The sequence below is a fragment of the Roseovarius nanhaiticus genome (assembly GCF_900156535.1).
In the GTDB taxonomy this organism is placed as follows: domain Bacteria; phylum Pseudomonadota; class Alphaproteobacteria; order Rhodobacterales; family Rhodobacteraceae; genus Roseovarius; species Roseovarius nanhaiticus.
This window is the reverse complement of the sequence record NZ_FTNV01000001.1, coordinates 95859-118328: the sequence shown is the minus strand read 5'-3', so window position 1 is coordinate 118328 and position 22470 is coordinate 95859. Positions and strand designations below refer to the sequence as shown.

Below are 22470 nucleotides of genomic sequence, written 5' to 3'. Positions count from 1 at the left end.
GGAGCCGCCCAATGGACCTGCGCAAGATTACCGATGATTTCAGCGTTTCAGCCCAGATCGCGCCCGCCGATGTGCCCGCGATCAAGGAGGCGGGCTTCAAGGCCATCATGTGCAACCGTCCCGATGATGAAGATCCGGGTCAGCCCGACATCGCCGGCATCGCTGCCGCGGCCCGTGAGGCCGGTCTGGAGTTTCGCGCCGTACCCATCGTCTCGGGGCAGTTGACCGAAGCAGATGTCGAGGAGTTCAAGGCAGCACTGGCAGATTTGCCGGCGCCGGTGCTGGCCTATTGCCGCAGTGGCACGCGCTGCACGACCGTCTGGAGCATCACGCAGGTCGGCGTTACACCGCCCGACCAGATTGTCGCGGCGGCGGCGAATGCCGGGTATGATGTACGCGGTATCGTCGCGCAGCTGTCGGACCGAAATTGATGGCCGATCCCTCGTCGGAGGCTTGGGGCGTTCTTTTGCCCCAGGCTGGCCGCGTGACTCTCTACGCAGTTGATGGCGGTGCTGTGCGTGCGCATGATGTGGCGGATGCAGATGACGCGGCGCGCGCGGCCGGAGTTTTGCCAGAGCGTCTGATCACCTTGAACGATGCGGCCAGTGATGCGCCGCCGACCTCTCTCTTGCCTCAAGGTGCGAGGTCTCTGAGCGCCGTGCAGCAAATCGCGCCCGCAGCACGGCTCGATCCGTCGGCGCGCGTCCTGATCGCGGGCGCGCTGCGGGCGCAGCCGGATTGGGACGGTATCATTCTGATCCCCGAGGCTGAGGTCACGCATTGGGTACATGTCAGCGCCCGCGAGATCGTCAGCTTTCAGGGGGCGGCGACCGGGCGGCTTGCGGCCGCGCTTGGCGCGCCGATGGGGTCGGGTGGGGCCAGGTTCGACACTGGCGCGCTGGGCGATACGATGTCCCGCCCCGAGCGTTTGGCCGTGCATCTGAACGCAGCGGTGCTGGGCGGCGATGCGGCGGCGGTTCTGGGCCATCTGCTGGGCGCTGAATTGGCCGCGATGCGCGCCTACTGGCTGGGCCAGGAGTTGCGGATTATCGGCGCTGCCGCGCCTTATGCCCCCGCGCTGGCGGTGCAGGGCGTCATGGCCGAGGCGGTGCCGCGCGCCGCCGTCTGGCAAGCCGGGCTGATGGCGCTGGGGGCGGCTGCGGGGCTGACCGACTGACGAACCGCACCCGGCCACGGGCGGGATTTTGGGTACTTGAAACCAAGAAAAAGCAGGGGCGCGCCCATGGCCCGGATCAAACTGCCGGGCTGGGCGGCACCGCTGTGATTACTGGCCGGCGAAAGGCGCAGCTTCACCCCAGATCTGGCGCACACGCGCGTCGCGCTGACAGGCATCGCGGTAGAGCTTATACGCTTCGGCGTAAGTCCTTATCCCGAAGCGGGTAAAGCGAGTTTCGTCGCTTTTGTAGTAGTTCTGATGGTAATCCTCGGCCTCGTAGAAGGTCTGCTCGGGCAGGATCGGGGTGACGATGTCTTGGCCCAGATCCTTTTCGGCGGCGGCAACGGCCTGCTGCGCATCTTCTGCGGCCGCGCCATCGGCAAAGATCGCGGTGCGGTAGCTGTCGCCGCGATCGCAGAACTGGCCGCCGGCATCCAGCGGATCCACCGAACGCAAGAACATATGCAGAAGTTGTGGGCGGGTGACGACCTCGGGATCGTACATGATCTGGACCGCCTCGTAATGGCCGGTATTCCCGCCGGTCACCTGCTTGTAAGTCGGATTGTCAGTGGTGCCGCCGGTATAGCCCGAGACGACTTCGCTGACGCCTTTGACCTTTTCGAAATCGGCTTCGACACACCAGAAGCAGCCACCCGCGACGGTCAGCGTGCGTGTTTCAGCGGCCTGCGCGGGCTCGCCCTGCGCGGCAAAGCCGACGGCGATCAGGCCGCCCAGCAGCACTGTCTTGATATTGGTCATGACGTTGGTCATGGCATGTCCTCCTTGGATTTGGGATTACCATGGCGCAAGGGCGCAGCTGCGCCAACCCACCGCAACACAGGCTCACGCAAGGGTGAGAGGGCGGTGATTGACGCGCTAGATCTCGTAGCGTTTCAGGATCTTGTCCACACGCTGACCCGAGGCGAGCATCACATCCTCGCGCCGGGCATAGTCGCGAAAGCCGCGGCTTTGGTAATAGATCAGCCCGCCTTCGTTATCGGCGCGGATATTGGCGTTGATCCAGACATAGCCCATCGCCTTGGCAGCCTTGGCCGTGGCGGCAAAAAGAGCCGATCCGATGCCGAGGCCGGTGCGGCCCACCTGCACGAAGGTCGCTATATCGCAGGCCTCGGGCGGCAGCTCGTCAATGGGGCGAATGTATTGGAAGCCGCGCAGCGCGCCATCGTCGTTCAGTGCGACATGCCAGGCTGAGCGGTCGAGCGCGCCCGCCATCATCTGGGCCATCTCGCGGCTGGTGATGGGCTGAGTTCGGGCCGTGGTGCCGCCCTCGCCGACGATCTCGTTCAGCAGTTCGGCCATTGGCGGCGCGTCAAGCGGTGTGGCGCGGCGCACGGTGATCATGTCATCCGCTCCAGCAGTGCATCGGTCCGTGCGGTGAAATCGGCGCGTGCGTCCAGTGGAGGACGCAGGCGGATCTGCAACCCCTCCATCAGCGCGGGATCGGGCCGGCCGAAAAAGCGGTCCGCCTCGGCGGTGTCGAATCCCGCAATCTGAGTGGCCTCCATCCAGGCGCTGACCTTGTCGGCCTTCTTGATTTGCTTTTTGATGCTGACGGGCAGGACCGCGGGCAGGCCGAAACGGATATGGATCGCGGCACTTAGCCGCTGGTCCATCTCGTCATAGCCGGGGCCAACCGCATTTTTCACTGGCGAGATCATGTCGCCGATCACGTATTCGGGCGCATCGTGCAGAAGTGCGGCCAACTGCCATTTGGGTGGTGCGCCGGGTGCGATGCGGCGAAAGATATCTTCGACCAGCAATGAATGTTCAGCCACCGAATAGGCAAAATCACCAAGTGTCTGCCCATTCCAACGCGCCACAAAGGCGAGGCCATGCGCGATATCGCCGATCTCGATATCCATCGGCGTCGGGTCCAGCAGGTCCAGCCTGCGGCCCGACAGCATCTTTTGCCATGCCCGCGGTTTAGCCATGATGCGCCCCTTACCCTTTGGTTGCCTGAACTTCTTAGCGCCCGGTGCCCCGGTATTCCAGCATTGCCGCAATGCCCCCCCGGTGCTATCTGCCCGGCAACCCGTTATTCCGAGGAGCCGCTCAAAATGGCAAAAGACTATATCGTCAAGGACATCAATCTGGCCGCCTATGGCCGCAAGGAACTTGATATCGCCGAAACCGAGATGCCGGGCCTGATGGCCCTGCGCGAAGAGTTTAGCGACGCGCAGCCACTGAAGGGCGCGCGCATCGTCGGCTCGCTTCATATGACGATCCAGACCGCCGTCCTGATCGAGACTCTGAACGCTCTGGGCGCCGATGTGCGCTGGGCGTCGTGCAACATCTTTTCCACGCAGGATCACGCGGCGGCGGCGATCGCCGAGGGCGGCACGCCCGTTTTCGCCATCAAGGGTCAGACGCTGGAAGAGCATTGGGACTATCTCGACCGCTCTTTCCAGTTCTCCGAAGGCGCGAACATGATCCTCGACGATGGGGGCGATGCGACGCTTTACGTGCTACTGGGCGCGCGCGTCGAGGCGGGCGAGACGGACCTGATCGAAGTGCCGCAATCCGAAGAGGAAGTGGCCGTTTTCGCCCAGATCAAGAAGCGCATGAAAGAAAGCCCCGGCTGGTTCACCAAGACGCGCGACGCGATCAAGGGCGTTAGCGAAGAGACGACAACCGGCGTTCACCGCCTCTATGATCTGCACAAGAAGGGCCTGCTGCCCTTCCCGGCGATCAACGTGAACGACTCTGTCACCAAGTCGAAATTCGACAACAAGTATGGCTGCAAAGAGAGCCTCGTCGATGGTATCCGCCGCGCAACTGACACCATGATGGCAGGCAAGGTCGCCGTCGTGCTGGGCTATGGCGATGTGGGCAAGGGGTCGGCCGCGTCGCTGGCCGGTGCCGGTGCGCGCGTCAAGGTGACAGAGGTCGACCCCATCTGCGCGCTGCAGGCTGCCATGGACGGCTTCGAGGTGGTGCTGCTGGAGGATGTGCTGGCAACGGCAGACATCTTCATCACCACGACCGGCAACAAGGACGTGATCCGCATCGAGCATATGCGCGAGATGAAGGACATGGCGATCGTCGGCAATATCGGCCATTTCGACAACGAAATTCAGGTCGCGAACCTCAAGAACCACAAATGGACGAACATCAAGGAGCAGGTGGACATGATCGAGATGCCCTCGGGCAATCGTCTGATCCTTCTGTCCGAGGGCCGTTTGCTGAACCTCGGCAATGCCACCGGGCATCCCAGCTTTGTCATGTCGGCCAGCTTCACCAATCAGGTGTTGGCGCAGATCGAGCTGTGGCAGAATGGCGGTCAGTACAAGAACGAGGTCTATATCCTGCCGAAGCATCTGGATGAAAAGGTCGCGCGCCTGCATCTGGAGCGGATCGGGGTCAAGCTGACGCCGCTGAGCAAGGATCAGGCGGATTATATTGGCGTCACGCCCGAAGGCCCGTTCAAACCCGAGCATTATCGCTACTAATTTTTTTCAATGACAGCGGGAACCTACGGATTTCCGCCGATGCAGGCAGGGCCCTTGGCGGGGTTCTGCCTGTTTTCGTTCTGGCGTTGCGGCGTCCCCGGAACCCATGGGTGGGGCAGGCTCTTATCACGGCATGACTTGAAGCCAAGGAGGACCAAGACATGACTTTCAAGACACTCATGATGACAGCCGCAGCATCCGCCATGATCGCTGGAGGTGCCATTGCCCAGGACAGCGCCACGACTGGCGCAGATACAAGCGTGGGCACGGATATGTCCGCCGAGGGTACAATGGCGGCGCCCGCCTTTACCTCCATCAGCGAGATGACCGTGGGTGATATCGTTGGACAGAGCGTGTATCAGACCAACGGCGAAACGATCGGTGATGTCGATTACATCATCGGCAATCAGGGCTCGGCCGAGGCGGTCGTCGGCATTGGCGGGTTCCTGGGCCTCGGAGAATATACCGTGGCGCTGCCGCTGAGCGATTTCAGCTATGATGCAACCCAGCAGATGATCATGCTGGACCGCACAAAAGATGCGCTGAAAGAGCTGCCGGAATTCGACGAATCCACCGCCGAAAGCCTGCCCGACGAAACGCCTCTGGCCGATCTGATCAGCAGCAACGATGCAGGGCAGGGCAGCATGTCTGATGATGCAACCGCATCCGAAGGCAGCGCTTCGATGGACGAGGAGACGTCGACCGAGGGCGATGCGATGAACACGGATGTCGAGACATCGGATCAGGCGACGACAGTCGATGACCCCGCGGCGACCGAAGAGGGCGCTGAGGCATCTGGCGAAAGCGCCGAAGGCATGGACGAGGAAACCATGACCGAGGACGACGCGCTCAAAATGGATGCCGAGCAGTCCGATCAGGCCGTCACCACCGAAGAGCCCGCAACGGACTCCAATTCGACCAACTAAGGTCGAGGCCCACGCCTCCGGCCTGTCACCGGGCCGGGGGGTATCGACCGAAAAGCCGCTGTTCCGAGAGGGCAGCGGTTTTTTTCATTGTCAAACCGGAGCCACCCGATACTCTTTGCCGCAGGGCCGCGTGACTTGGCTCAAAGACATTGAAGAGCGGACAGACCGCGAAAAAGGGAGAATTGGAATGGGCAAACGTGATGATTTGATCGCGCGATACGCAGATGACCTGAAGACCAAATGCGGTATGACACCGGACATGGATCTTCTGACCAAGGTCACGATCGGATGCGGTCCGTCGATCTACGATGCCGATGCCTCGACCGTCGCATCCAGTCAGACCGAAGAACTGGAGACGGTCAAAAACAATTTTCTGATCAAGAAACTGGGCCTGCCCGAGGGTCCCGAGCTGATGGGCGGCATTCAGGAGGTGCTTCGCATTTATGGCCATTCGGAGCGCAACAAGTATCGCGCCGTAGTCTATTACATGCTGACCAAGCATTTCGGCAAAGAGTCCGTTTACGGCTGAGCTGGCTGATTTCACCGACGGGCGCTCGCCATTATTGTGGCGGGCGCTTTGCTTTTCCGTGGCAATCGTTGCAAGCAGTTCTAAATCAGCAGTCTGGTCTTGTTGGCAAGGAGCCGCATAATGACACATCACACACCCGGAATGGAGGCAGCACCGGACCGCGACGATGCGCAGGATGCGCTGGCCCTCCTGCGCCGTTGGGCCGCTGCGGCCACGCCCGAGGAGGTCGCGGATCTCGATCCGTCGATCTCGCGCCTTCTTCCGCGGGGCGAAGTGTCCAACTATCCGGCCTTGTCCCGCGCTTATCCGCACGATTTCGACGCGGACGTGGGCTATCGCAAGACAATGCCTGATCTGCAGAACGGTCCGGCCTCGCTCATCCGTGGTGCGCGTCAACAACTGCAGCATGTCGGCATCTCCAATTTTCGTCTGCCCATCCGGTTTCACACCCGCGATAACGGCGACCTGACGCTGGAGACGTCGGTGACCGGGACTGTCAGCCTCGAGGCGAACAAGAAGGGCATCAACATGTCCCGGATCATGCGCAGCTTCTACAAACACGCCGAAAAGACATTCAGCTTCGAAGTGATCGAGGCCGCTCTCGATGACTACATCGCCGACTTGGGCAGCGTCGATGCGCGCATTCAGATGCGGTTTTCCTACCCGGCCAAAGTGCGCTCTCTGCGTTCCGGTCTGGAGGGCTATCAGTATTACGACATCGCGCTTGAGCTGGTCGAAACCGCCGGTGTCCGGCGCAAATTCATGCATCTGGACTACGTCTATTCCAGCACCTGCCCCTGCTCGCTTGAGTTGAGCGAACATGCGCGCCAGGCGCGTGGGCAGTTGGCAACGCCGCATTCGCAGCGCTCGGTTGCGCGGATCTCGCTCGAGGCGTGCTGCAACGATTGCCTTTGGTTCGAGGATCTGATCGAGCTTGCACGCGCGGCTGTGCCGACCGAGACGCAAGTGATGGTCAAACGCGAGGATGAGCAGGCCTTTGCCGAGCTGAACGCCGCCAATCCGGTGTTTGTCGAGGACGCCGCGCGTCTATTCTGCGAGCGTTTGCTCGCTGATGAGCGCATCGGAGATTTCCGCGTCGTTGCCAGCCATCAGGAAAGCCTGCACAGCCATGACGCCGTCAGTGTGCTGACCGAAGGCGAGACCTTTGCGTCCCAAAGCCTCGATCCCAAGCTGTTCTCGACGCTCTTTCACGTCGGCTAGCGTTGCCGTGCAGGATGCTGCGGCGGGGTCGGCGGAATTATGTTCACGCGGGGCCTGCGGTATAGTGACGCTTGGTCAACATGCACACGCTATGCGATACTCATGGTTGTTCTAACCCTCTGCCAAGGGAGACTTCCATGACCTACCCCGAGAAGAATTCCAACGAACATCAATCCGATATTGATGTGATGTCTCAGTTCTTCGCGCATCAGATCCGATTCGCGCAGCTGATGAGCGAAGCGGTTCTGGCCAATCAGTCCTTCTGGATGGGCCCTCCGGGCGTCGCAATGCGGCCCCATGGCAACACGCCGGCGCGGCCAAAGACAGTCAAACGCACCCATTCGATGCCGGTCTGACCCGGCACCGCGATGGCGCCGCTTTCAGCGGCGCCAGACGGTTTCGGCCAAAGGCGCGGCCAGATCGGGCGTCGCCGGCAAAAGGGGCGGGCGCAGGTTGAGCCAGCGGGCGTCGCCCGTTTCCTGCGCCTTCAGTGCCTTGAGCCCTGGAATCAGTCCGCCCGAAAAAACGGCTGCACGATGCGCGTCAATTTGCGGCTTCAGCGCTTCGGCGCCGGCGGTGTCGCCCGAACGGGCCAAGTCGTAGAGGCGCCGAATGCCCGCCGCGTTCGAGTTGCAGCTGGCCGAGATGCAGCCTCCGCCACCCAAAGCCATAGCATCCAGGATCGCGCCTTCGCTGCCGGGGAACACGGAAATGCCCGGCGCCGCTTCGATCACCGCGCGGGTGTTGTCCCAATTCCCCGAGCTGTCCTTGAGCGCAGTCACGACTTCGGGGAACGCCTCGTTCAGGCGTGCGGCGAGGGCGGGGGTGAACCCGATGCCCGCATATTGCGGGATGTGGTAGAGGCAGATGGTCAGCGCATCGCTGCCCACCTTCTCGATCAGCAGGCTGAAATAGCGGTAGAGCCCCTCTTCGCTGGCAGTGACGAAGAAGAAGGGCGGCAGTGTCATCACCGCGCGGCAGCCCAGCTGCACCGCATGGCGGCTGAGCGCCGCTGTCTCTTCGAGATTGCACAGCCCGGTGCCGGGCATCAGTTGATCCGCGCGGGCCGCGCCGCTATCCACCAGCAATTCGACGAGATGCATCCGCTCGGCCACGGAATGGCTGAGCGCTTCGCTGGTCGTGCCAAAGGGCGACAAATAGTGCGAGCCTTCGGCAAGGCAGTGCCGTGCGTGATCGACGTAAAGATCCTCCGCGACGCTGAAATCATCGTTGAAGGGCGTCAGGAGGGGCGTGACGATACCAGTGAGGCGCTCGGTCATGTTTTCGTTCCTTCGCGAAGGGTTACACCGCGTCCAACGCTTGGCGGATGTCGGCAATCAGATCGCCTTCATCCTCTATGCCCAGCGACAGGCGCACAAGCCCCGGTGTGATGCCCAGCGTTGCCTTCTGTTCGTCCGGAAGGCGCTGATGCGTTGTCGTCGCAGGGTGGGTGATGATGGATTTCGTATCGCCCAGATTGTTCGAGATCAGCACGATCTTGAGCGCGTTGAGAAACCGGAACGCTTCGGCCTGCCCGCCCAGATCCAGCGCGACGACGGTGCCGCCCTTGTCCATGAGCCGTGTGGTCAGATCATGCTGCGAGTGGCTGGGATGGCCGGGATAGATCGCGCGCTTGACCTTGGGATGATCCTGTAGCGCGTCCGTCAATGCCAGTGCCGTTGCTGCCTGCGCGCGCACGCGCAGGTCTATTGTTTCGAGCCCCTTCAGCATGACCCAAGCGGTAAAGGGCGACATCGAGCCGCCGGTGTGCTTCATGTAGGGCTCCACGGTGCCGCGGATGAACTCGCGTGTGCCCAAGATCACGCCGCCCAGGGCGCGGCCCTGACCGTCGATATGCTTGGTCGCAGAATAGATGACGACATCGGCGCCCTGGTTGATGGCACGCGAGAAGACCGGCGTGGCAAAGACATTGTCCACAATCACGGTCGCGCCATGGGCATGGGCCAGTTTGGCAACCGCTTCGATGTCGACGACCTCCAGCGTGGGGTTGGCGATCGTCTCAAAAAAGACGGCGGCGGTGTCGGGGCGGATCGCCGTCTGCCACTGGTCCAGATCGGTGCCGTCGACGAATGTCACCTCCACCCCGTAGCGCGTCAGAACCTCGCTGAGCACATATAAGCATGAGCCGAAAAGCGCGCGCGCGGCGACGACGTGATCACCGGCCTTCAGCATCGACGTGAGCGCGCCCGAAACGGCCGCCATACCGCTGGCCGTGGCAAAAGCATCCTCGGCACCTTCGATCATCGCGATGCGCTTTTCGAACATCGCGGTCGTCGGATTGCCGTAGCGGGCGTAGATGTATTCGTCCGGGCCGGTTTCGATGAACCGTGCTTGGGCGGCTTCGGCGCTATCGTAGACGAAGCCCTGGGTGAGGAAGATCGCCTCGCTCACCTCGCCCCACTGGCTGCGCGCCGTGCCGCCATGCACCAGCGCCGTGCGTGTATTCCATTCATTTGTCATGTCTTTGACCTCCGGGCTAACGCCCCTGAAAACCCCCGAGCCGGTCATGCGAAAAGGGGGGCCTTTCCCGTGACCTTTTAGCGAATTGTTTAACGTGGTCCGCAATCCGGTAACAAATCACCACGGGTCCGCAGATACTCCGGCGCATCGCTTGCGTCAACTGGCCGAGCCTCCGGCGGGGATATTTGCGGCAAGAAGAATGGGGGGGGGCGTCAGTCCTTTGGCTCGGGCTTGTATGCCTCGAACAGTTTCGACTGGGTGATGAAGAAGACAAAAATGGCGGCTGTCAGGCCAAAGGTCTTGAAATAGACCCAGATCTCCTCGGTTTGGGTGCGCCAGATGATCTCGTTCAAAAGCGCAAGGCCCAGGAAGAACAGCGTGAGACGGCGGGTCAGGATCATCCAGCCGTCATGCGTCAGCGGCATGACCGTATCCATTACGGTTTGGAGATAGGATTTCCCCTGCAACAGGCCGACGCCGAGGATGCCGCCGAAGAGCAGGTAGATGATGGTCGGCTTCATCTTGAAGAATTTGGGGTCGTTGAACCAGATGCTGAGGCCGCCGAAGACGGTAATGAGGACCGCCGTCATCGCCTGCATTTTCGACAGGTGCCCGGTGAGGGCCCAGAGGATGCCGATCGACACCAGAAAGACGGGGATGAAGCCCGCCGTGACAACGATGAAGCCGTCATATTCGGTGCCGCCAATGTCGAAGACGCGGTCCTTGAGCCAGATATAGGCCACGAAGAAGGCAAGGATCGGCCCAAGCTCGAGCGCGGTTTTCAGTCCGCCGTTGATCTGCTTTTCGCTCATCTCGTTCTCCTCGGGTGTCATCCACCCATCTCAACTATCACGGCGCCCGCCGCAATCAATGCCATAAGGGCAGTGCGTCTCGGGCCCACTGTCTCGCCCAGGAAGAGCCAGCCGATGAGGGCAGCGAAGACGGCCGATGTCTCGCGCAGGACCGCAGCCTCGCCGACATTGTCGAGCCGCGTCGCCAGCATGATCGCCCCGAAGGACATCAGGGCGACAACGCCGCCTATTCCGCCGCGCAGCATGAGCGGGCCGAGTGTGGGCGGCGCCGCCATACGCCGCCAGCGGATCGCGGCGATGATCGGCATGGTCAGCCCGTCTATGAAAAAGAACCACGCAAGAAAGGTAAAGGGATTGGCCGTGGCCCGGATGCCGTAGGCGTCAAAGGTCGTGTAGGCCGCGACCAAAAGGCCCGTAATGAAAGCCAGCGTCAGCGCGGCGGGCAGCGTGTCGCGCGCGCTGTCGAGGAACATCAGATTATAGACCGCGAGCCCGAAGATGCCCGAAAGGAGCACGGCCACCCCTAGCCACTGCACCAGATTGAACGTCTCGCCGAAGATCAGGTAGGCGCCGATGACGGTAAAGAGCGGGCCAGTGCCGCGCACCACGGGATAGACGACGGTAAAGGCGCCGCGCGAATAGGCCATCGCCTGAAGGATCTTGTAGACCGTGTGGAGCGCCCAGGCGCCCGCAAAGAGGAGCCACATATGGGGCTCGGGCCAGGGTACGACGAAAAGGGCAAAGGGCGCAGCCATGACGGCATAGCTGATGTCGACTGCGCCGCGCGTCAGCCAAGGATCGTGGCGGCCCTTCTGGATGGCGCCGAACGCAGCATGCAGGATCGCGGCCATTACGGCCAGTGCAAGCGCGAGATGATGGCCTGAGGCGGTCCCTTCGAGGGATATCAGCCAATCGCTCATGCGCGGATACCTCGGGAACCCGCCCACGCTCTGCGGCGTTTTATCGCAGTTCTGTCAGGAGCGCCCATGCTGGATACCATCACCGAGGAGCTGAGCGGTAGTTTTGCCGCCGTGCCGCCCCTGATTGCGGGCATCCGTCTGTCGGCGGCGCTTGGTCTTGGGGCCGTGATCGGCTTTGAGCGGGAGAGGCGGGAAAAGCCCGCTGGCCTGCGCACGCACATGCTGGTGTCGATGGCCGCCTGCCTTTTCATCATCGTCAGCCAGCAGCTTGCCACCATGCCCTTTGGCGCCAATGACGCCCTGCAGGTCGATCCGTTGCGCCTGATCGAGGCCGTGACGGCGGGGGTGGCATTTCTTGCGGCCGGGATCATCTTTACCTCGGGCGGCAAGGTTAGGAATACTACAACCGGCGCTTCGATGTGGCTGGCGGGCGGCGTGGGCCTTGCTTGCGGTTCAGGACAGATGCCGTTGGCTGCGATGGCGACGGTGATTGTCGTCACGGTGCTGGCTGCCTTGGGTGCGGTCGAGCGGCGGATCGGCCGCGACTAGCCGCTCTCACCTTGTATCAAGCCCCGTAAGCGCGGCGGCAAATTCTTCGGGATCGAAGGGCGCGAGATCGTCGATCTGCTCGCCTACGCCGATGGCGTGGATGGGCAGGCCAAACTTGTCCGCCAACGCGACCAGGACACCGCCCCGTGCCGTGCCGTCGAGCTTGGTCATCACGAGGCCCGAAACATCGGCAAGCTTCTGAAAGGTCTCGACCTGGCTCAGCGCGTTCTGGCCGGTCGTCGCATCCAGCACCAGGAGGGTGTTGTGCGGCGCGGTTTCATCCTTCTTGCGGATGACGCGGACGATTTTCGACAGCTCTTCCATTAAATCGGCACGGTTCTGCAGACGTCCTGCGGTGTCGATCATCAAAAGATCAGTGCCGTCACGCTCGGCCTGCGCCATCGCGTCCCACGCCAGCGATGCGGGGTCGCTGCCTTCTGGCGCGGTCAGCACAGGCACACCGGCGCGGTCGCCCCAGATCTGAAGTTGCTCGACAGCGGCGGCGCGGAACGTGTCGCCCGCGGCGATCACGACGGTCTTGCCCGCCGCCTTGAACTGGCTGGCCAGCTTGCCGATGGTCGTCGTCTTGCCCGAGCCGTTGACGCCGACGACCAGAACGACCTGCGGTTTTTTCGGATAAAGCGGCATTGGGGTGGCCACCGGCTCCATGATACGGGCAATCTCCTGCGCCAGAAGTTCCTTGATCTCACGCGCGGAGAGGCGCTTGCCCATGCGGCCCTCGGCCATGTTGGCGGTGACGCGCAAGGCGGTGTCGACGCCCATATCGGCGGTGATCAGCAGCTCCTCGAGCTGTTCCAGCATGTCGTCGTCCAGCGCGCGGCGCGGCGCGGCAGAGCTTTCGCGGCCCAGAAGGCGGCCCAGAAGGCCCGATTTCCCGCCTGCGGGGGGCGTCTGCTCGACCGGGATCTCGATGGGTGTAGGTGTGGGCGCCGGTGCGCTGGGAGGGGGGGCCTCACTCGGCGGAGGCGCCGGTGTCTCGCTGACTGGCGGAGGAATTTCTTCGGGGCGCGGCGCGGGCGTTGCGACTGGTGCGGGGCGGGCCGGCGCGTCTGCGGGGGGCGGTGTATCCACCTCGGCGCCGTCGGTGACGATCGCGTCCAGCCCCTCGTCCAGTTTGGACGACGAGTTGAAGAGCTTGTCCTTTAGCTTCTTGAAAAAAGCCATGTTATCTCTGTGCCCCAAAGTTCTGCGCCCGGTGTGCCGGTCCCACACATCTAATCGGCTTGGCGCCGATATGGAAGGGAGGGGCATTGCGCCGCGAATTCTACCGCTGCAGGACAGAAGGTGTTAATGTCGCGCGGATTGCCATCGGCGCCCCTGAGAGACGTAAGGATGATCCTCTTCTATTTTGCGACCCTGACGCCAATGGCCCTCCTCTTGGCGGGCGCAACGCTGGGCGGTGCGTGGCCGTTCGCGGCGCTGGCGTATATGACGGCTCTGTCCTTCGTGATGGACCGTTTGATTGCCGCTGCGCCGGACAGCCCGAAGGAGGGAGCCGAATTTCCTTCGGCGCCGTATCTGTTGCTACTGATCGGGCTGTTCCATTTTGTCGTGCTGGCGTTGGCGGTCTGGGCCGTGTCGGGTCAGGGCGGGCTTGGCTGGTCCGGACGGGTCGCGGTAGGGATCTCGGCCGGGCTTGTTTTTGGCCAGATCAGCCATCCCGCCGCGCACGAGCTGATCCACAAGCGGCCCCGTGCCATGCGGCTTTTGGGGCGATTGGTTTACAGCTCGCTTCTGGTCGGACACCACGCCAGTGCGCACCTGTTGGTGCATCACGTGCATGTCGCGACCGGAGGCGACCCGAACAGCGCCCCGCGCGGGCAGGGCTTCTATCGTTTTGCGATGGGCGCGGGATTGCGCGGGTTTGTCGCCGGATGGCGGGCCGAAGCGCGGATGCTGGGTCGTGCGGGGCGATCGGTCTGGCGGCACCCTTATATCCTTTATATCGGTGTCGGGTTGGGCTGCCTCGGCCTGGCGGCGCTGTTAGGCGGGGTTGCGGGCGTGCTGTGCTACATCGCCATCTGCCTCTACGCGCAGATGCAGATCCTGATGTCGGATTACGTGCAGCATTACGGCCTGCGGCGGCAGCGCCTGCCGAATGGTGGACTGGAGCCAGTGGGGCCCGGCCACTCTTGGAATGCGCCGCATCGCTTTTCCTCGGCCTTGACTGTGAACGCGCCGCGCCATTCGGATCATCATGTTGCGCCGGGCAGAGATTACCCCGCCTTGCGTCTCAATCGGAACGACATGCCGATGCTGCCCTATCCGCTGCCGATGATGGCGGCGATATCGCTGGTCCCGCCGGTCTGGCGCCGGATGATGGACCGCCGCCTCGACCGGTGGGAAGCGTCGCGCGCAGCGACCTCTCGCCGAACCGCGTGATGGCAGTGGCTGGCGGCTGGATGTCGTGGCATAGTCACTTCATGCGTATGTTTGCCTTCATCTTCTTCGCCCTTGTCCCATCGCTGGCCCATGCCGCGATGACGGCCGAGGAATTCGATGCCTATACCAAGGGCAAGACGTTCATCTATGGCGCAGGTGGCGCGCCCTACGGGATTGAGCAATATCTGGACAATCGGCGCGTGCGCTGGTCCTTCGTCGAAGGCGAGTGCCAGGAGGGAGAATGGTTCGAAGAGGACGGGTTGATCTGTTTCGTCTACGACACCGAGCCCGAGCCCCAATGCTGGAGTTTTGAGGCAGGACCAGACGGGCTGATCGCCCGTTTCGAGAACGATCCGACCGAGGTGGAGCTTTACGAGGCGGGACAAAGCGAGACGCCGCTGATCTGCCCCGGTCCTGACGTGGGCGTCTGACGGTTTAGATGCGCAAGAAGGGCTGCGCCGCGCGCGCGACCCAGCTTTGAAATTTGAGCGGCGCATCGGTGGCGGCGAGGCAGATACAATCCTCTCCGATATCCGCGATTGGCGTGTGGCTCAGATCCTCGGTGGCAATTTCGATATCGCCGCGGGCGAACCTGTCATCCTCGTCCATGAATGCACCTTGCAAGACCAGCGTCAGCTCGGTTCCGCGATGGCCGTGATCCGGCACCGCGGCCCCGGCGCGGATGTGCAACAGCCGCGCCGTTGCGCCGCCAGCGGTGGGCAGGATCGCCTGCCGCACACCCATACCGACCGCGCGCCATTTGACCGCCTCCAGGTCGCCGCCGACATAATCCCGCAGCGGGGCAGGCAATATGCCCGAAGGCGGCGGCGATGTGTCTGCCGTAAGGTCCGCGGCGCGACCCGATTTCGCAGCGGCCAGGGCGGCCACCATGCTGCCTTCGGCCATCGGGGGCGCCTCGGCGCGCTCGATCAAGGCGCCCCCGACGCTGTCAAAGGCGCCCAGCCGCGCGCGGCAATCGTCGCACAGCGAGATGTGCGTGGCGACGGTCAGGCTGAACGCTTCGGGCAATGTGCCGGCGGAATAGGCCATCAGCAGGGCGTCGGTCAGGTGATGTTCGATATGGTGTGTCATGGCAGTGTCATTTCATCGTGTGGCGCAGGCGCTCGAGAGCCAGCCTGATGCGCGATTTGATCGTGCCGAGGGGCAATCCCGTCTTCTCGGCAATCTCGGAATGGGTGAGGTCGCCGAAATACGCGGCCTCGATCAGTGTCTTTTGTTTCGCTGGCAGCGCGGCGATTGCCTGCGTCAATTGTGCGCTTTCCTGCTCGAGCGCCAGGATATCGGCCTGATCCGGCTCTTCCTCGGGACCCCAGACTATATCTTCTGGCTCGGGACGGCGGGCCTTGCGCAGCGCATCGATGCGCCGGTTGCGTGCGATGGTGAAAATCCATGTCGCGGCACTGGCGCGGGATGGATCGAAGAGATGCGCCTTTTGCCAGAGTGTCGCCATCACGTCCTGTGCGCACTCCTCTGCCAGCGTGGCGCTGGCACCTGACTTCATCAGAAACCCCTTAACACGCGGGGCGAAATGACCAAAGATTTCGGCAAAAGCAGCCTCATCCGCCTCGTCGCGGATGCGTGCGATCAGATCGGTCCAGCGGCTATTCTCGATGTTCCGGTCGGGTCCGGGCCGGTCTGATTGCAATGAAAAACGTCCTGCTTCCTGGCTCTGCGGCACGCGCGGACGTGCCACTTTCGCAGCATTCGCGCCGCGAAAAGATGCCAAGCTATCGTAGGAGGTGTCAATCGCACAAAACATATGCCTATTACGGGGCAGCTTCGGGATTGGATCACAGCCGTGTGACAATTTTGGAAAATTCGCAGGCTAGGCAAAGAATTTGCATCCGATGCCGTCTCCGGGCCGTAACTCGCCTATGACAAAGAATAGAACGGAACATCCCCTACATGCCATTTGAATTGCAGCCCGCCCCGAGGCGCAAGATCGCGATCATCGGAGCAGGCATCTCGGGCATGGGCGCCGCCCATCGCCTGAGTGCCGAACACGACGTCACCCTTTACGAGGCCGAGCCGCGCCTTGGCGGGCACGCACGCACCATCATGGCAGGCAAGCGCGGCGATCAGCCCGTCGATACCGGCTTTATCGTGTTCAACTACGCCAATTACCCACATCTGGCAGACCTTTTTGCCCAGCTGGATGTGCCCGTCGTCAAAAGCGATATGAGCTTTGGTGCGTCGATCGACGGAGGCCGGATCGAATACGGCACATCGCGCATGGGCGCGACCTTTGCACAGTGGCGCAACGCCGGGCGGCCCGGATTTCTACGGATGCTGCGTGATATCTTCCACTTCAACGCGAATGCACTGGAGGCCGCGCGCGGCAGCGAGATGAGCATCGGTGATCTGCTGGCGCATCTGCGCACGGGCCGGTGGTTTCGCGAGTATTACCTTTTGCCATTGTCCGGCGCGATCTGGTCGACGCCGTTGGAAAAAATACTCGATTTCCCGGCCGAGACGATGATGCGGTTTTTCGACAACCACGCTTTGCTGAATTACGACGGGCAACACCAGTGGTACACGGTGCAGGGCGGATCGGTGCAATACGTGAACCGGCTCGAGGCGCATCTGCGCGCGGTGGGCGCCACACTTCGCCTTGGCTGCCCGGTTGAGGCTGTGGAACGCGGCCAAGGCGGCGTCCGGATCAAGGCGCAGGGCGCGTGGGATCATTTCGACGAGGTGGTCATGGCCACCCATTCCGACGATTCTCTGCGCCTTCTGGCTGATCCCAGCGCGGACGAGCAGCGCAATCTGGGTGCCATCGGCTATCAGCCCAACGACGTCGTGCTGCATTCCGATGCGTCGATCATGCCGCGCCGCCGCGCCGTCTGGTCGTCGTGGAATTATACCGAAGAAACGGGCAAGGCGGGCGACCGGATCGACCTGACCTACTGGATGAACCGGCTGCAGCCGATCCCGATGGACGACCCGCATTTCGTTACGCTGAACACCACGCGCCCGATCCGCCAAGAGCTGATCCACGACCGCGTCACGCTGCGCCATCCGGTCTATGACCATGCTGCCTTGGCGGCGCAGGGGCGCATTGCGGCAATGAACGGCGCGCAGAACACATGGTATTGCGGCGCCTGGATGAAGAACGGCTTTCACGAGGATGGGCTGGGCAGTGCGGTCGACGTGGCCGATGCGATCCTGTCGCGCGGAGCATTGGCCGCGGCATGAGCCGTGTCGAGCATATCGCGGGCCATACCTGGCACGGACGCAAGGGCGCCATCAGCAATGCGTTCCGCTACTCCATTGATTACGTCCTGCTGGATGCCGAGGCCGAGGTCAGCGCGCCGCGCCTTTTCGGACGCAATGCGCGTGGGCTGGCCAGCTTGCATGACGTCGACCACGGCGGCGCACTGCATGAGGGGGTCGGGGCGCCTTGGGTGCGCGATGTGCTGGACAGCTACCAGTTGCCCCAGCCCGCCAAGATCGAGCTGCTCGCCCAGCCGCGCATGCTGGGCCACGTGTTCAACCCGGTGTCCTTTTGGCTCTGCCGCGATGCCGAAGGCGGTCTGCGGCAGGTGATCGCGGAGGTGACCAACACCTTCGGAGACCGGCACAGCTACCTCTGTCACAAGCCTGACGGCTCGGTCATTACGGCCAGTGATCGGTTGAAGTCAGACAAGATTTTCCATGTCTCGCCTTTCCAGCAGGTCGATGGCGGCTACGAGTTCCGCTTTGATCTGCGGGGCGAGCGGATTGGCATCTGGATCGATATGACGGGTGGCGATGGTGGCCTGATCGCGACACTCACGGGGCCGCGTCGCGCGCTAACCAATCGCGGGCTTTTGCGCGCCATGCTTCGGCGGCCTTTCGGCTCGCGCCGGGTGCTTGCGCTGATCCACTGGCAGGCGCTGAAACTATGGTGGAAGGGCGCCACCTACCGCTCCCGCCCCGAGCCGCCCGAAAACGAGGTATCGCGGTGAGCGCGCCGCGCCTGCCGGCCTTCTCTCTCTTTGCCGCGTTTCTGGCCGCGGCGGGTCTGCCCATCTACATTCACGCGCCGAAATTCTACGTCGACGAATACGGCGTGTCGCTGACCCTGCTGGGTACGGTTCTGTTCGCGTTGCGGCTGATCGACGTGGTGCAGGATCCGCTGCTGGGCCGCCTTGCCGCGCGCACCCAAGGGCAGCGCGCGCTGACGGTTCTGATCGCGGGTGCAGCGATGGCGGCGGCCATGATCGGCCTCTTCGCAGTGACACCTCCCATTGCCCCGGTCTGGTGGTTCGCGCTGATGCTGACGGTGGTGTTTTCCGGCTTCAGCTACCTGACCATCTGTTTCTACGCCCAAGGCGTGTCGAGTGCGGGCGCCATCGCGCAATCGGGGCATCTGCGTCTTGCCCGCTGGCGCGAGACGGGTGCACTTCTGGGCATTTGCGCGGCGTCGGTCGCGCCTGTGCTGATCGGTGGCTATGGCGGCTTTGCAGTGGCCTTCGCCATTCTGGGCGCGCTGGCGCTGGCGGCGATGTGGGGTCAATGGGGCCGGGCGTCGATTCCGTCCGAGGGGTTCGGCCCCATCCTGCGCGACGCGATCTCGCGGCGCCTTTTGCTGATCGCGCTGGTCAATGCTGCACCCGTCGCCGTCAGCTCGACGCTTTTTCTCTTCTTCGTCGAAAGCCGGCTTGGCGCGCCGGGATGGGAGGGGCCGCTGCTGCTGGTCTTCTTCCTGTCGGCGGCGCTGGCCGCGCCCTTTTGGGGTCGCGCGGCCGAACAGTGGGGGGCCAAGCGCACTTTGCTGGCTGCGATGGTGCTGGCCATCGTCGCCTTCGGCTTTGCCGCGCTGTTGGGCACCGGTGATACGATTGCCTTCGCGGTTGTCTGTGTTGTGTCGGGCGCCGCTGTGGGCGCGGATCTGACGCTGCTTCCGGCGATTTTTGCGCGCCGCATGGCCGACATCGCGCCGGGCGCGAGCGAGGGCTTTGGCCTGTGGTCGTTCGTGTCCAAGCTGACGCTGGCGATTGCGGCGGTGGCATTGCTTCCGGCACTGGAGGCGGGGGGATTTCAAGCGGGCGCGCAGAATGATGCGCAGGCGCTCTGGCTGCTGACGCTGCTCTATTGTGCGCTGCCCTGCGTGCTGAAACTGGTGGCCATCGCCCTCCTGGCGACAACGGATCTGCCAAGGGAGGACACGGCATGAGCGGGATCTGGTGGATCATTCAGGGCCTCGCCATAGGCCTCGCAGCGGCGGTGGCGCGGGTGCGCCTTGCGGGTTTCGTCGCACAACGGCCCGAGGACTATGCGGGCACCGAGCCCCTGCTGGATCTGCGCACGCATCTGTCGGGGCGCATTGCCTGCCATGGTGTGATCTATGGCCCGCTGGGGCGTGTGGCGTCGCGGTTTGACGGGCAGTTCGAGGGGACGTGGACCGAGGATCGCGGCACCTTGGCCGAGCATTTCGTCTATGACAGCGGCAACACCCAGGACCGCGAATGGCGCCTGGCGTTGGGCGCAAATGGCCAGCTGACCGGCGAGGCCGACGATATCGTCGGGCAGGCCAAGGGCCAGCTGAGCGGCGCGAGCCTGATGCTGCGCTACCGCATCCGCCTTCCTGCCGAGGCGGGCGGGCATGTGCTGAGCGTGACCGACTGGATGTATGCCCTGCCCGGCGGAACCATCGTCAATCGCAGCCAGTTTCGTAAATACGGGATCAAGGTGGCCGAATTGGTCGCCACCATGAGAAGGATGGACGCGGAATGACCGACTGGACCGGAAAACGCTATTGGATGATCGGGGCCAGCGACGGCTTGGGCGAAGCGCTGGCGCACAAGCTGAGCCGCGCGGGCGCCGAGTTGATCCTGTCGTCGCGCAGCGAGGACAAGCTGAATGAGGTCGCCGAGGCGCTGCCGGGCCGCGCGCATGTGGTCACAGTCGATGTGGCCGATCTGGCGTCGGTGCGCCGCGCCGCCGAGGAAGTGGGCGAGATCGACGGCATGGTTTATACCGCTGGCGTCTATTGGCCCTTTGCTGCACAGGATTGGGACGCCGAGCAGGCCGAGGCGATGGGCAACATCAATTTCGTCGGCGCCATGCGGGCCTGCGGCGAGGTTGTGCCCAAGATGGTCGCCAAGGATGCGGGCCATATCGTGCTGACGGGATCGCTGTCGGGCTTTCGTGGGCTGCCGGGCGCCATTGGTTACGCCGCGTCCAAGGCGGGTGTCATGGCATTGGGCGAGAGCCTGCAGGTGGACCTTTTCAAGACCGGCGTGCGTGTGCAGATCGCGAACCCGGGCTTTATCGAGACGCGCCTCACGGACAAGAACGACTTCAAGATGCCCTTCCTGATGAGCCCCGAAGAGGCGGCGCAGGAAATGTTCGAGATGATGAACGATGAGGGCGCGACGGTGCGCCACTTCCCGCGTCTTTTCAGTTATCTCTTCCGGTTTAGCCGGATCTGGCCCGACTGGCTCTACAACCGCTTCTTCGCGAAGTAGAGGCCTTTTGCCGGACCTTCGGGAATTTGGGTATTTTTCCCCAAGAAAAAGCCCGTGGCCGCGCCCCAAAGGGGCACGGAACGGCGCAAAGCGCTGGACAATCCGCCCCCATATTCGCAGGATCGCGCCGGACCGGCAGGGCAGCCCTGCCGCGATATGGGGGCAATGCCATGACCGAGACCGGACGCAACCTGACCCGGCGCAAGGCGCTGACGACATTGGCGGGTGGCGCCGCGGCGCTGCCACTTTGGGCGCGCTACACCCATGCGCAGACGGCGGAGCCGATCAAGATCGGCTTTCAGATCCACCGCACTGGCGTGGGCGCCGCTTATGGCCGCTGGTACGAGCGGACGGGCAATGCGGCGGCGAAATACATCAACGAGAATGGCGGCATCAACGGCCGCATGGTCAAACTGGTGCCCGAGGATGACGGGACGAACCCCAAGCGGGGTGCGGAGCTGCTGGAGAAATTCGCCAATCAGCATAAATGCGACATCGCCTATGGCCCGCTTTTCAGCCACGTCGTCATCGGATCGGCACCGCGCGCGACCGAACTGAAGCTGCCGTATTTCGTGGTGTCCGAAGGGCATCATGTCGCCAGCGGCATGCTGAACCGCTACACGCTCCAGCCCGGCATCACCGACGTGAAGAGCCAGGTTCTGGCCATCGCGCCTTTCGTGGCCGACAATCTCGGCAAGAAGGTCACGATGATCTATCCCGATTATGCCTATGGGCACGATCACCGCGATTTTTTCACCCAAGCCATCGAGGCCCAAGGCGGCGAGGTTCTGGAGAAGATCGCCATCCCGCCGACCGAGACGTCCTTCACCCGCTATTTTCCCAAGATCCCGCGCGAGACGGAAGTGGTCTATCACGTCATGGTCGGCCCGTCGGTCCTGACCTTCGTCAAGGAGATGGGCGAGTTTTTTGGAGGCGCCGGGCCCGAGCTTTTCGGCTTTGTCGACAGTCTCGAGACGATCGACATCAACAGCCCCGGTCTGGAATTTCTGAACGGCTCGCATTTTTGGGAAGGCATGACGCGTTACGCCCAGCCCGACGAGACGGAGGCGCAGGCGTTTTACCGCAACGCCGTGGGCGTCGACGAGAACGGCGCGTCGTTGGCCGATCCGCGCGACGTATCGGCCTACGGGCACATGTATGGCTGCTGGACCACGCTGAGCGTAATCAAGGCCGGGATGGAGGCTGCAGGCTATCGCGGGCCGCAGGACCGAACCGCGCTGATCGAAGCGGTCGAGGCGATGACGGACCTGCCGCATGGGCGCGACTATCCGCAAGGACCGATGCAGTTCAACGGGCGCACGCATCAGGTCTTTGGCGAGCAACATGTCAGCCGCGTCGAAGGCGGCCGGCTGGTGCGCGTGCATACGGCAGGCATCGAGGCCGGGATGTATCCCGACGAGGTGGATTACACGCAGCGGCCTTTTTAGGCGGGGCGCTGCCCCCGAGGTTTGAAATCCACATGGATTTCAAACCATCCCCCGGGATATT

26 protein-coding genes and 1 riboswitch are annotated in these 22470 nt (G+C 62.9%); of the genes, 16 read left to right on the top strand and 10 right to left on the bottom strand.

Features of this window, described 5'->3' with window-relative positions; genetic code table 11:
* The first annotated feature begins 11 nt into the window (after positions 1-11).
* Both BW975_RS00580 and BW975_RS00575 read left to right on the top strand, forming a co-directional pair.
* The gene (locus BW975_RS00580) at positions 12-431 is read left to right on the top strand and encodes a protein tyrosine phosphatase family protein (RefSeq protein WP_076530072.1); all 420 of its coding nucleotides are present in this window, start codon (positions 12-14) and stop codon (positions 429-431) included.
* On the top strand, positions 431-1177 hold the full coding sequence (locus BW975_RS00575) for a 2-dehydro-3-deoxygalactonokinase (RefSeq protein WP_076530070.1): 747 nt from the start codon (positions 431-433) through the stop codon (positions 1175-1177). Before BW975_RS00580 ends, BW975_RS00575 begins: the two co-directional genes overlap by 1 nt.
* Before the next feature lie 108 nt (positions 1178-1285).
* Here BW975_RS00575 and msrA read toward each other — a convergent pair whose 3' ends face one another.
* From msrA to BW975_RS00560, 3 genes are all read right to left on the bottom strand, one after another.
* Positions 1286-1948, bottom strand: a complete 663-nt coding sequence (msrA, locus tag BW975_RS00570) for a peptide-methionine (S)-S-oxide reductase MsrA (RefSeq protein ID WP_076530068.1) — start codon at positions 1946-1948, stop codon at positions 1286-1288.
* 105 nt (positions 1949-2053) lie between these two features.
* The gene (locus BW975_RS00565; RefSeq protein WP_076530067.1) at positions 2054-2539 is read right to left on the bottom strand and encodes a GNAT family N-acetyltransferase; all 486 of its coding nucleotides are present in this window, start codon (positions 2537-2539) and stop codon (positions 2054-2056) included.
* Positions 2536-3129, bottom strand: coding sequence for an HD domain-containing protein (locus BW975_RS00560; protein WP_076530065.1), 594 nt, complete (start codon positions 3127-3129; stop codon positions 2536-2538). Before BW975_RS00560 ends, BW975_RS00565 begins: the two co-directional genes overlap by 4 nt.
* A 126-nt stretch (positions 3130-3255) precedes the next feature.
* On the opposite strand from BW975_RS00560, the gene ahcY reads away from it, so the two are divergent.
* From ahcY to BW975_RS00535, 5 genes are all read left to right on the top strand, one after another.
* On the top strand, positions 3256-4647 hold the full coding sequence (ahcY, locus tag BW975_RS00555) for an adenosylhomocysteinase (RefSeq protein WP_076530064.1): 1392 nt from the start codon (positions 3256-3258) through the stop codon (positions 4645-4647).
* Between the two features lie 161 nt (positions 4648-4808).
* The gene (locus tag BW975_RS00550) at positions 4809-5573 is read left to right on the top strand and encodes a PRC-barrel domain-containing protein (RefSeq protein WP_076530063.1); all 765 of its coding nucleotides are present in this window, start codon (positions 4809-4811) and stop codon (positions 5571-5573) included.
* A gap of 187 nt (positions 5574-5760) precedes the next feature.
* Positions 5761-6102 (top strand): DUF2853 family protein, encoded by a 342-nt coding sequence (locus tag BW975_RS00545; RefSeq protein WP_076530061.1) that lies wholly within the window; start codon positions 5761-5763, stop codon positions 6100-6102.
* A 120-nt stretch (positions 6103-6222) separates the two neighbouring features.
* Positions 6223-7323 carry a GTP cyclohydrolase FolE2 gene (gene folE2, locus BW975_RS00540; protein ID WP_076530059.1) on the top strand — a complete coding sequence of 367 codons (1101 nt, stop codon included), beginning with the start codon at positions 6223-6225 and terminating at the stop codon, positions 7321-7323.
* A gap of 137 nt (positions 7324-7460) precedes the next feature.
* Entirely contained in the window at positions 7461-7679 is a 219-nt protein-coding gene (locus BW975_RS00535; RefSeq protein ID WP_076530057.1) for a hypothetical protein, read from the top strand.
* Positions 7680-7703: 24 nt separating this feature from the next.
* Here the strand turns inward: BW975_RS00535 and BW975_RS00530 are convergent, their stop codons facing one another.
* From BW975_RS00530 to BW975_RS00515, 4 genes are all read right to left on the bottom strand, one after another.
* On the bottom strand, positions 7704-8603 hold the full coding sequence (locus BW975_RS00530) for a dihydrodipicolinate synthase family protein (protein WP_076530055.1): 900 nt from the start codon (positions 8601-8603) through the stop codon (positions 7704-7706).
* Between the two features lie 22 nt (positions 8604-8625).
* Entirely contained in the window at positions 8626-9804 is a 1179-nt protein-coding gene (metZ, locus tag BW975_RS00525; RefSeq protein ID WP_076533233.1) for an O-succinylhomoserine sulfhydrylase, read from the bottom strand.
* A gap of 57 nt (positions 9805-9861) precedes the next feature.
* Positions 9862-9938, bottom strand: a riboswitch (SAM riboswitch).
* Between the two features lie 78 nt (positions 9939-10016).
* Positions 10017-10616, bottom strand: a complete 600-nt coding sequence (locus BW975_RS00520) for an inner membrane-spanning protein YciB (protein ID WP_076533230.1) — start codon at positions 10614-10616, stop codon at positions 10017-10019.
* 17 nt (positions 10617-10633) lie between these two features.
* A complete protein-coding gene (locus BW975_RS00515) occupies positions 10634-11536 on the bottom strand; it encodes a DMT family transporter (RefSeq protein ID WP_076530053.1) in 903 nt (300 codons plus the stop codon).
* A 66-nt stretch (positions 11537-11602) separates the two neighbouring features.
* Between BW975_RS00515 and BW975_RS00510 the strand changes: the two genes are divergently transcribed.
* Positions 11603-12085: an MgtC/SapB family protein gene (locus BW975_RS00510; RefSeq protein ID WP_076530051.1), complete on the top strand. Its 483-nt coding sequence runs from the start codon at positions 11603-11605 to the stop codon at positions 12083-12085.
* 6 nt (positions 12086-12091) lie between these two features.
* Here BW975_RS00510 and ftsY read toward each other — a convergent pair whose 3' ends face one another.
* Entirely contained in the window at positions 12092-13270 is a 1179-nt protein-coding gene (ftsY, locus tag BW975_RS00505) for a signal recognition particle-docking protein FtsY (protein WP_076530049.1), read from the bottom strand.
* Between the two features lie 168 nt (positions 13271-13438).
* On the opposite strand from ftsY, the gene BW975_RS00500 reads away from it, so the two are divergent.
* Both BW975_RS00500 and BW975_RS00495 read left to right on the top strand, forming a co-directional pair.
* Positions 13439-14488, top strand: a complete 1050-nt coding sequence (locus BW975_RS00500) for an alkane 1-monooxygenase (protein WP_076530047.1) — start codon at positions 13439-13441, stop codon at positions 14486-14488.
* Between the two features lie 41 nt (positions 14489-14529).
* On the top strand, positions 14530-14919 hold the full coding sequence (locus tag BW975_RS00495; RefSeq protein WP_076533228.1) for a hypothetical protein: 390 nt from the start codon (positions 14530-14532) through the stop codon (positions 14917-14919).
* Positions 14920-14923: 4 nt separating this feature from the next.
* On the opposite strand, the gene BW975_RS00490 is transcribed toward BW975_RS00495, so the two are convergent.
* Positions 14924-15580 carry a ChrR family anti-sigma-E factor gene (locus BW975_RS00490; RefSeq protein ID WP_076530045.1) on the bottom strand — a complete coding sequence of 219 codons (657 nt, stop codon included), beginning with the start codon at positions 15578-15580 and terminating at the stop codon, positions 14924-14926.
* Positions 15581-15587: 7 nt separating this feature from the next.
* Positions 15588-16121 carry a sigma-70 family RNA polymerase sigma factor gene (locus BW975_RS00485; protein ID WP_076533226.1) on the bottom strand — a complete coding sequence of 178 codons (534 nt, stop codon included), beginning with the start codon at positions 16119-16121 and terminating at the stop codon, positions 15588-15590.
* Positions 16122-16414: 293 nt separating this feature from the next.
* On the opposite strand from BW975_RS00485, the gene BW975_RS00480 reads away from it, so the two are divergent.
* The 6 genes from BW975_RS00480 to BW975_RS00455 all read left to right on the top strand — a co-directional run bounded on the left by BW975_RS00480 (position 16415) and on the right by BW975_RS00455 (position 22409).
* Complete coding sequence (locus BW975_RS00480; protein ID WP_076530043.1) at positions 16415-17704, top strand: NAD(P)/FAD-dependent oxidoreductase; 1290 nt, start codon at positions 16415-16417, stop codon at positions 17702-17704.
* Positions 17701-18456, top strand: coding sequence for a DUF1365 domain-containing protein (locus BW975_RS00475; RefSeq protein WP_076530041.1), 756 nt, complete (start codon positions 17701-17703; stop codon positions 18454-18456). The genes BW975_RS00480 and BW975_RS00475 overlap by 4 nt, the downstream gene beginning before the upstream one ends.
* On the top strand, positions 18393-19667 hold the full coding sequence (locus tag BW975_RS00470) for an MFS transporter (RefSeq protein ID WP_076530039.1): 1275 nt from the start codon (positions 18393-18395) through the stop codon (positions 19665-19667). The genes BW975_RS00475 and BW975_RS00470 overlap by 64 nt, the downstream gene beginning before the upstream one ends.
* The gene (locus BW975_RS00465) at positions 19664-20227 is read left to right on the top strand and encodes a DUF3833 family protein (protein ID WP_076530037.1); all 564 of its coding nucleotides are present in this window, start codon (positions 19664-19666) and stop codon (positions 20225-20227) included. Before BW975_RS00470 ends, BW975_RS00465 begins: the two co-directional genes overlap by 4 nt.
* The gene (locus BW975_RS00460) at positions 20224-20961 is read left to right on the top strand and encodes an SDR family NAD(P)-dependent oxidoreductase (protein ID WP_076530035.1); all 738 of its coding nucleotides are present in this window, start codon (positions 20224-20226) and stop codon (positions 20959-20961) included. The genes BW975_RS00465 and BW975_RS00460 overlap by 4 nt, the downstream gene beginning before the upstream one ends.
* A 170-nt stretch (positions 20962-21131) precedes the next feature.
* Positions 21132-22409: an ABC transporter substrate-binding protein gene (locus tag BW975_RS00455; RefSeq protein ID WP_076530034.1), complete on the top strand. Its 1278-nt coding sequence runs from the start codon at positions 21132-21134 to the stop codon at positions 22407-22409.
* Positions 22410-22470: the final 61 nt, after the last annotated feature.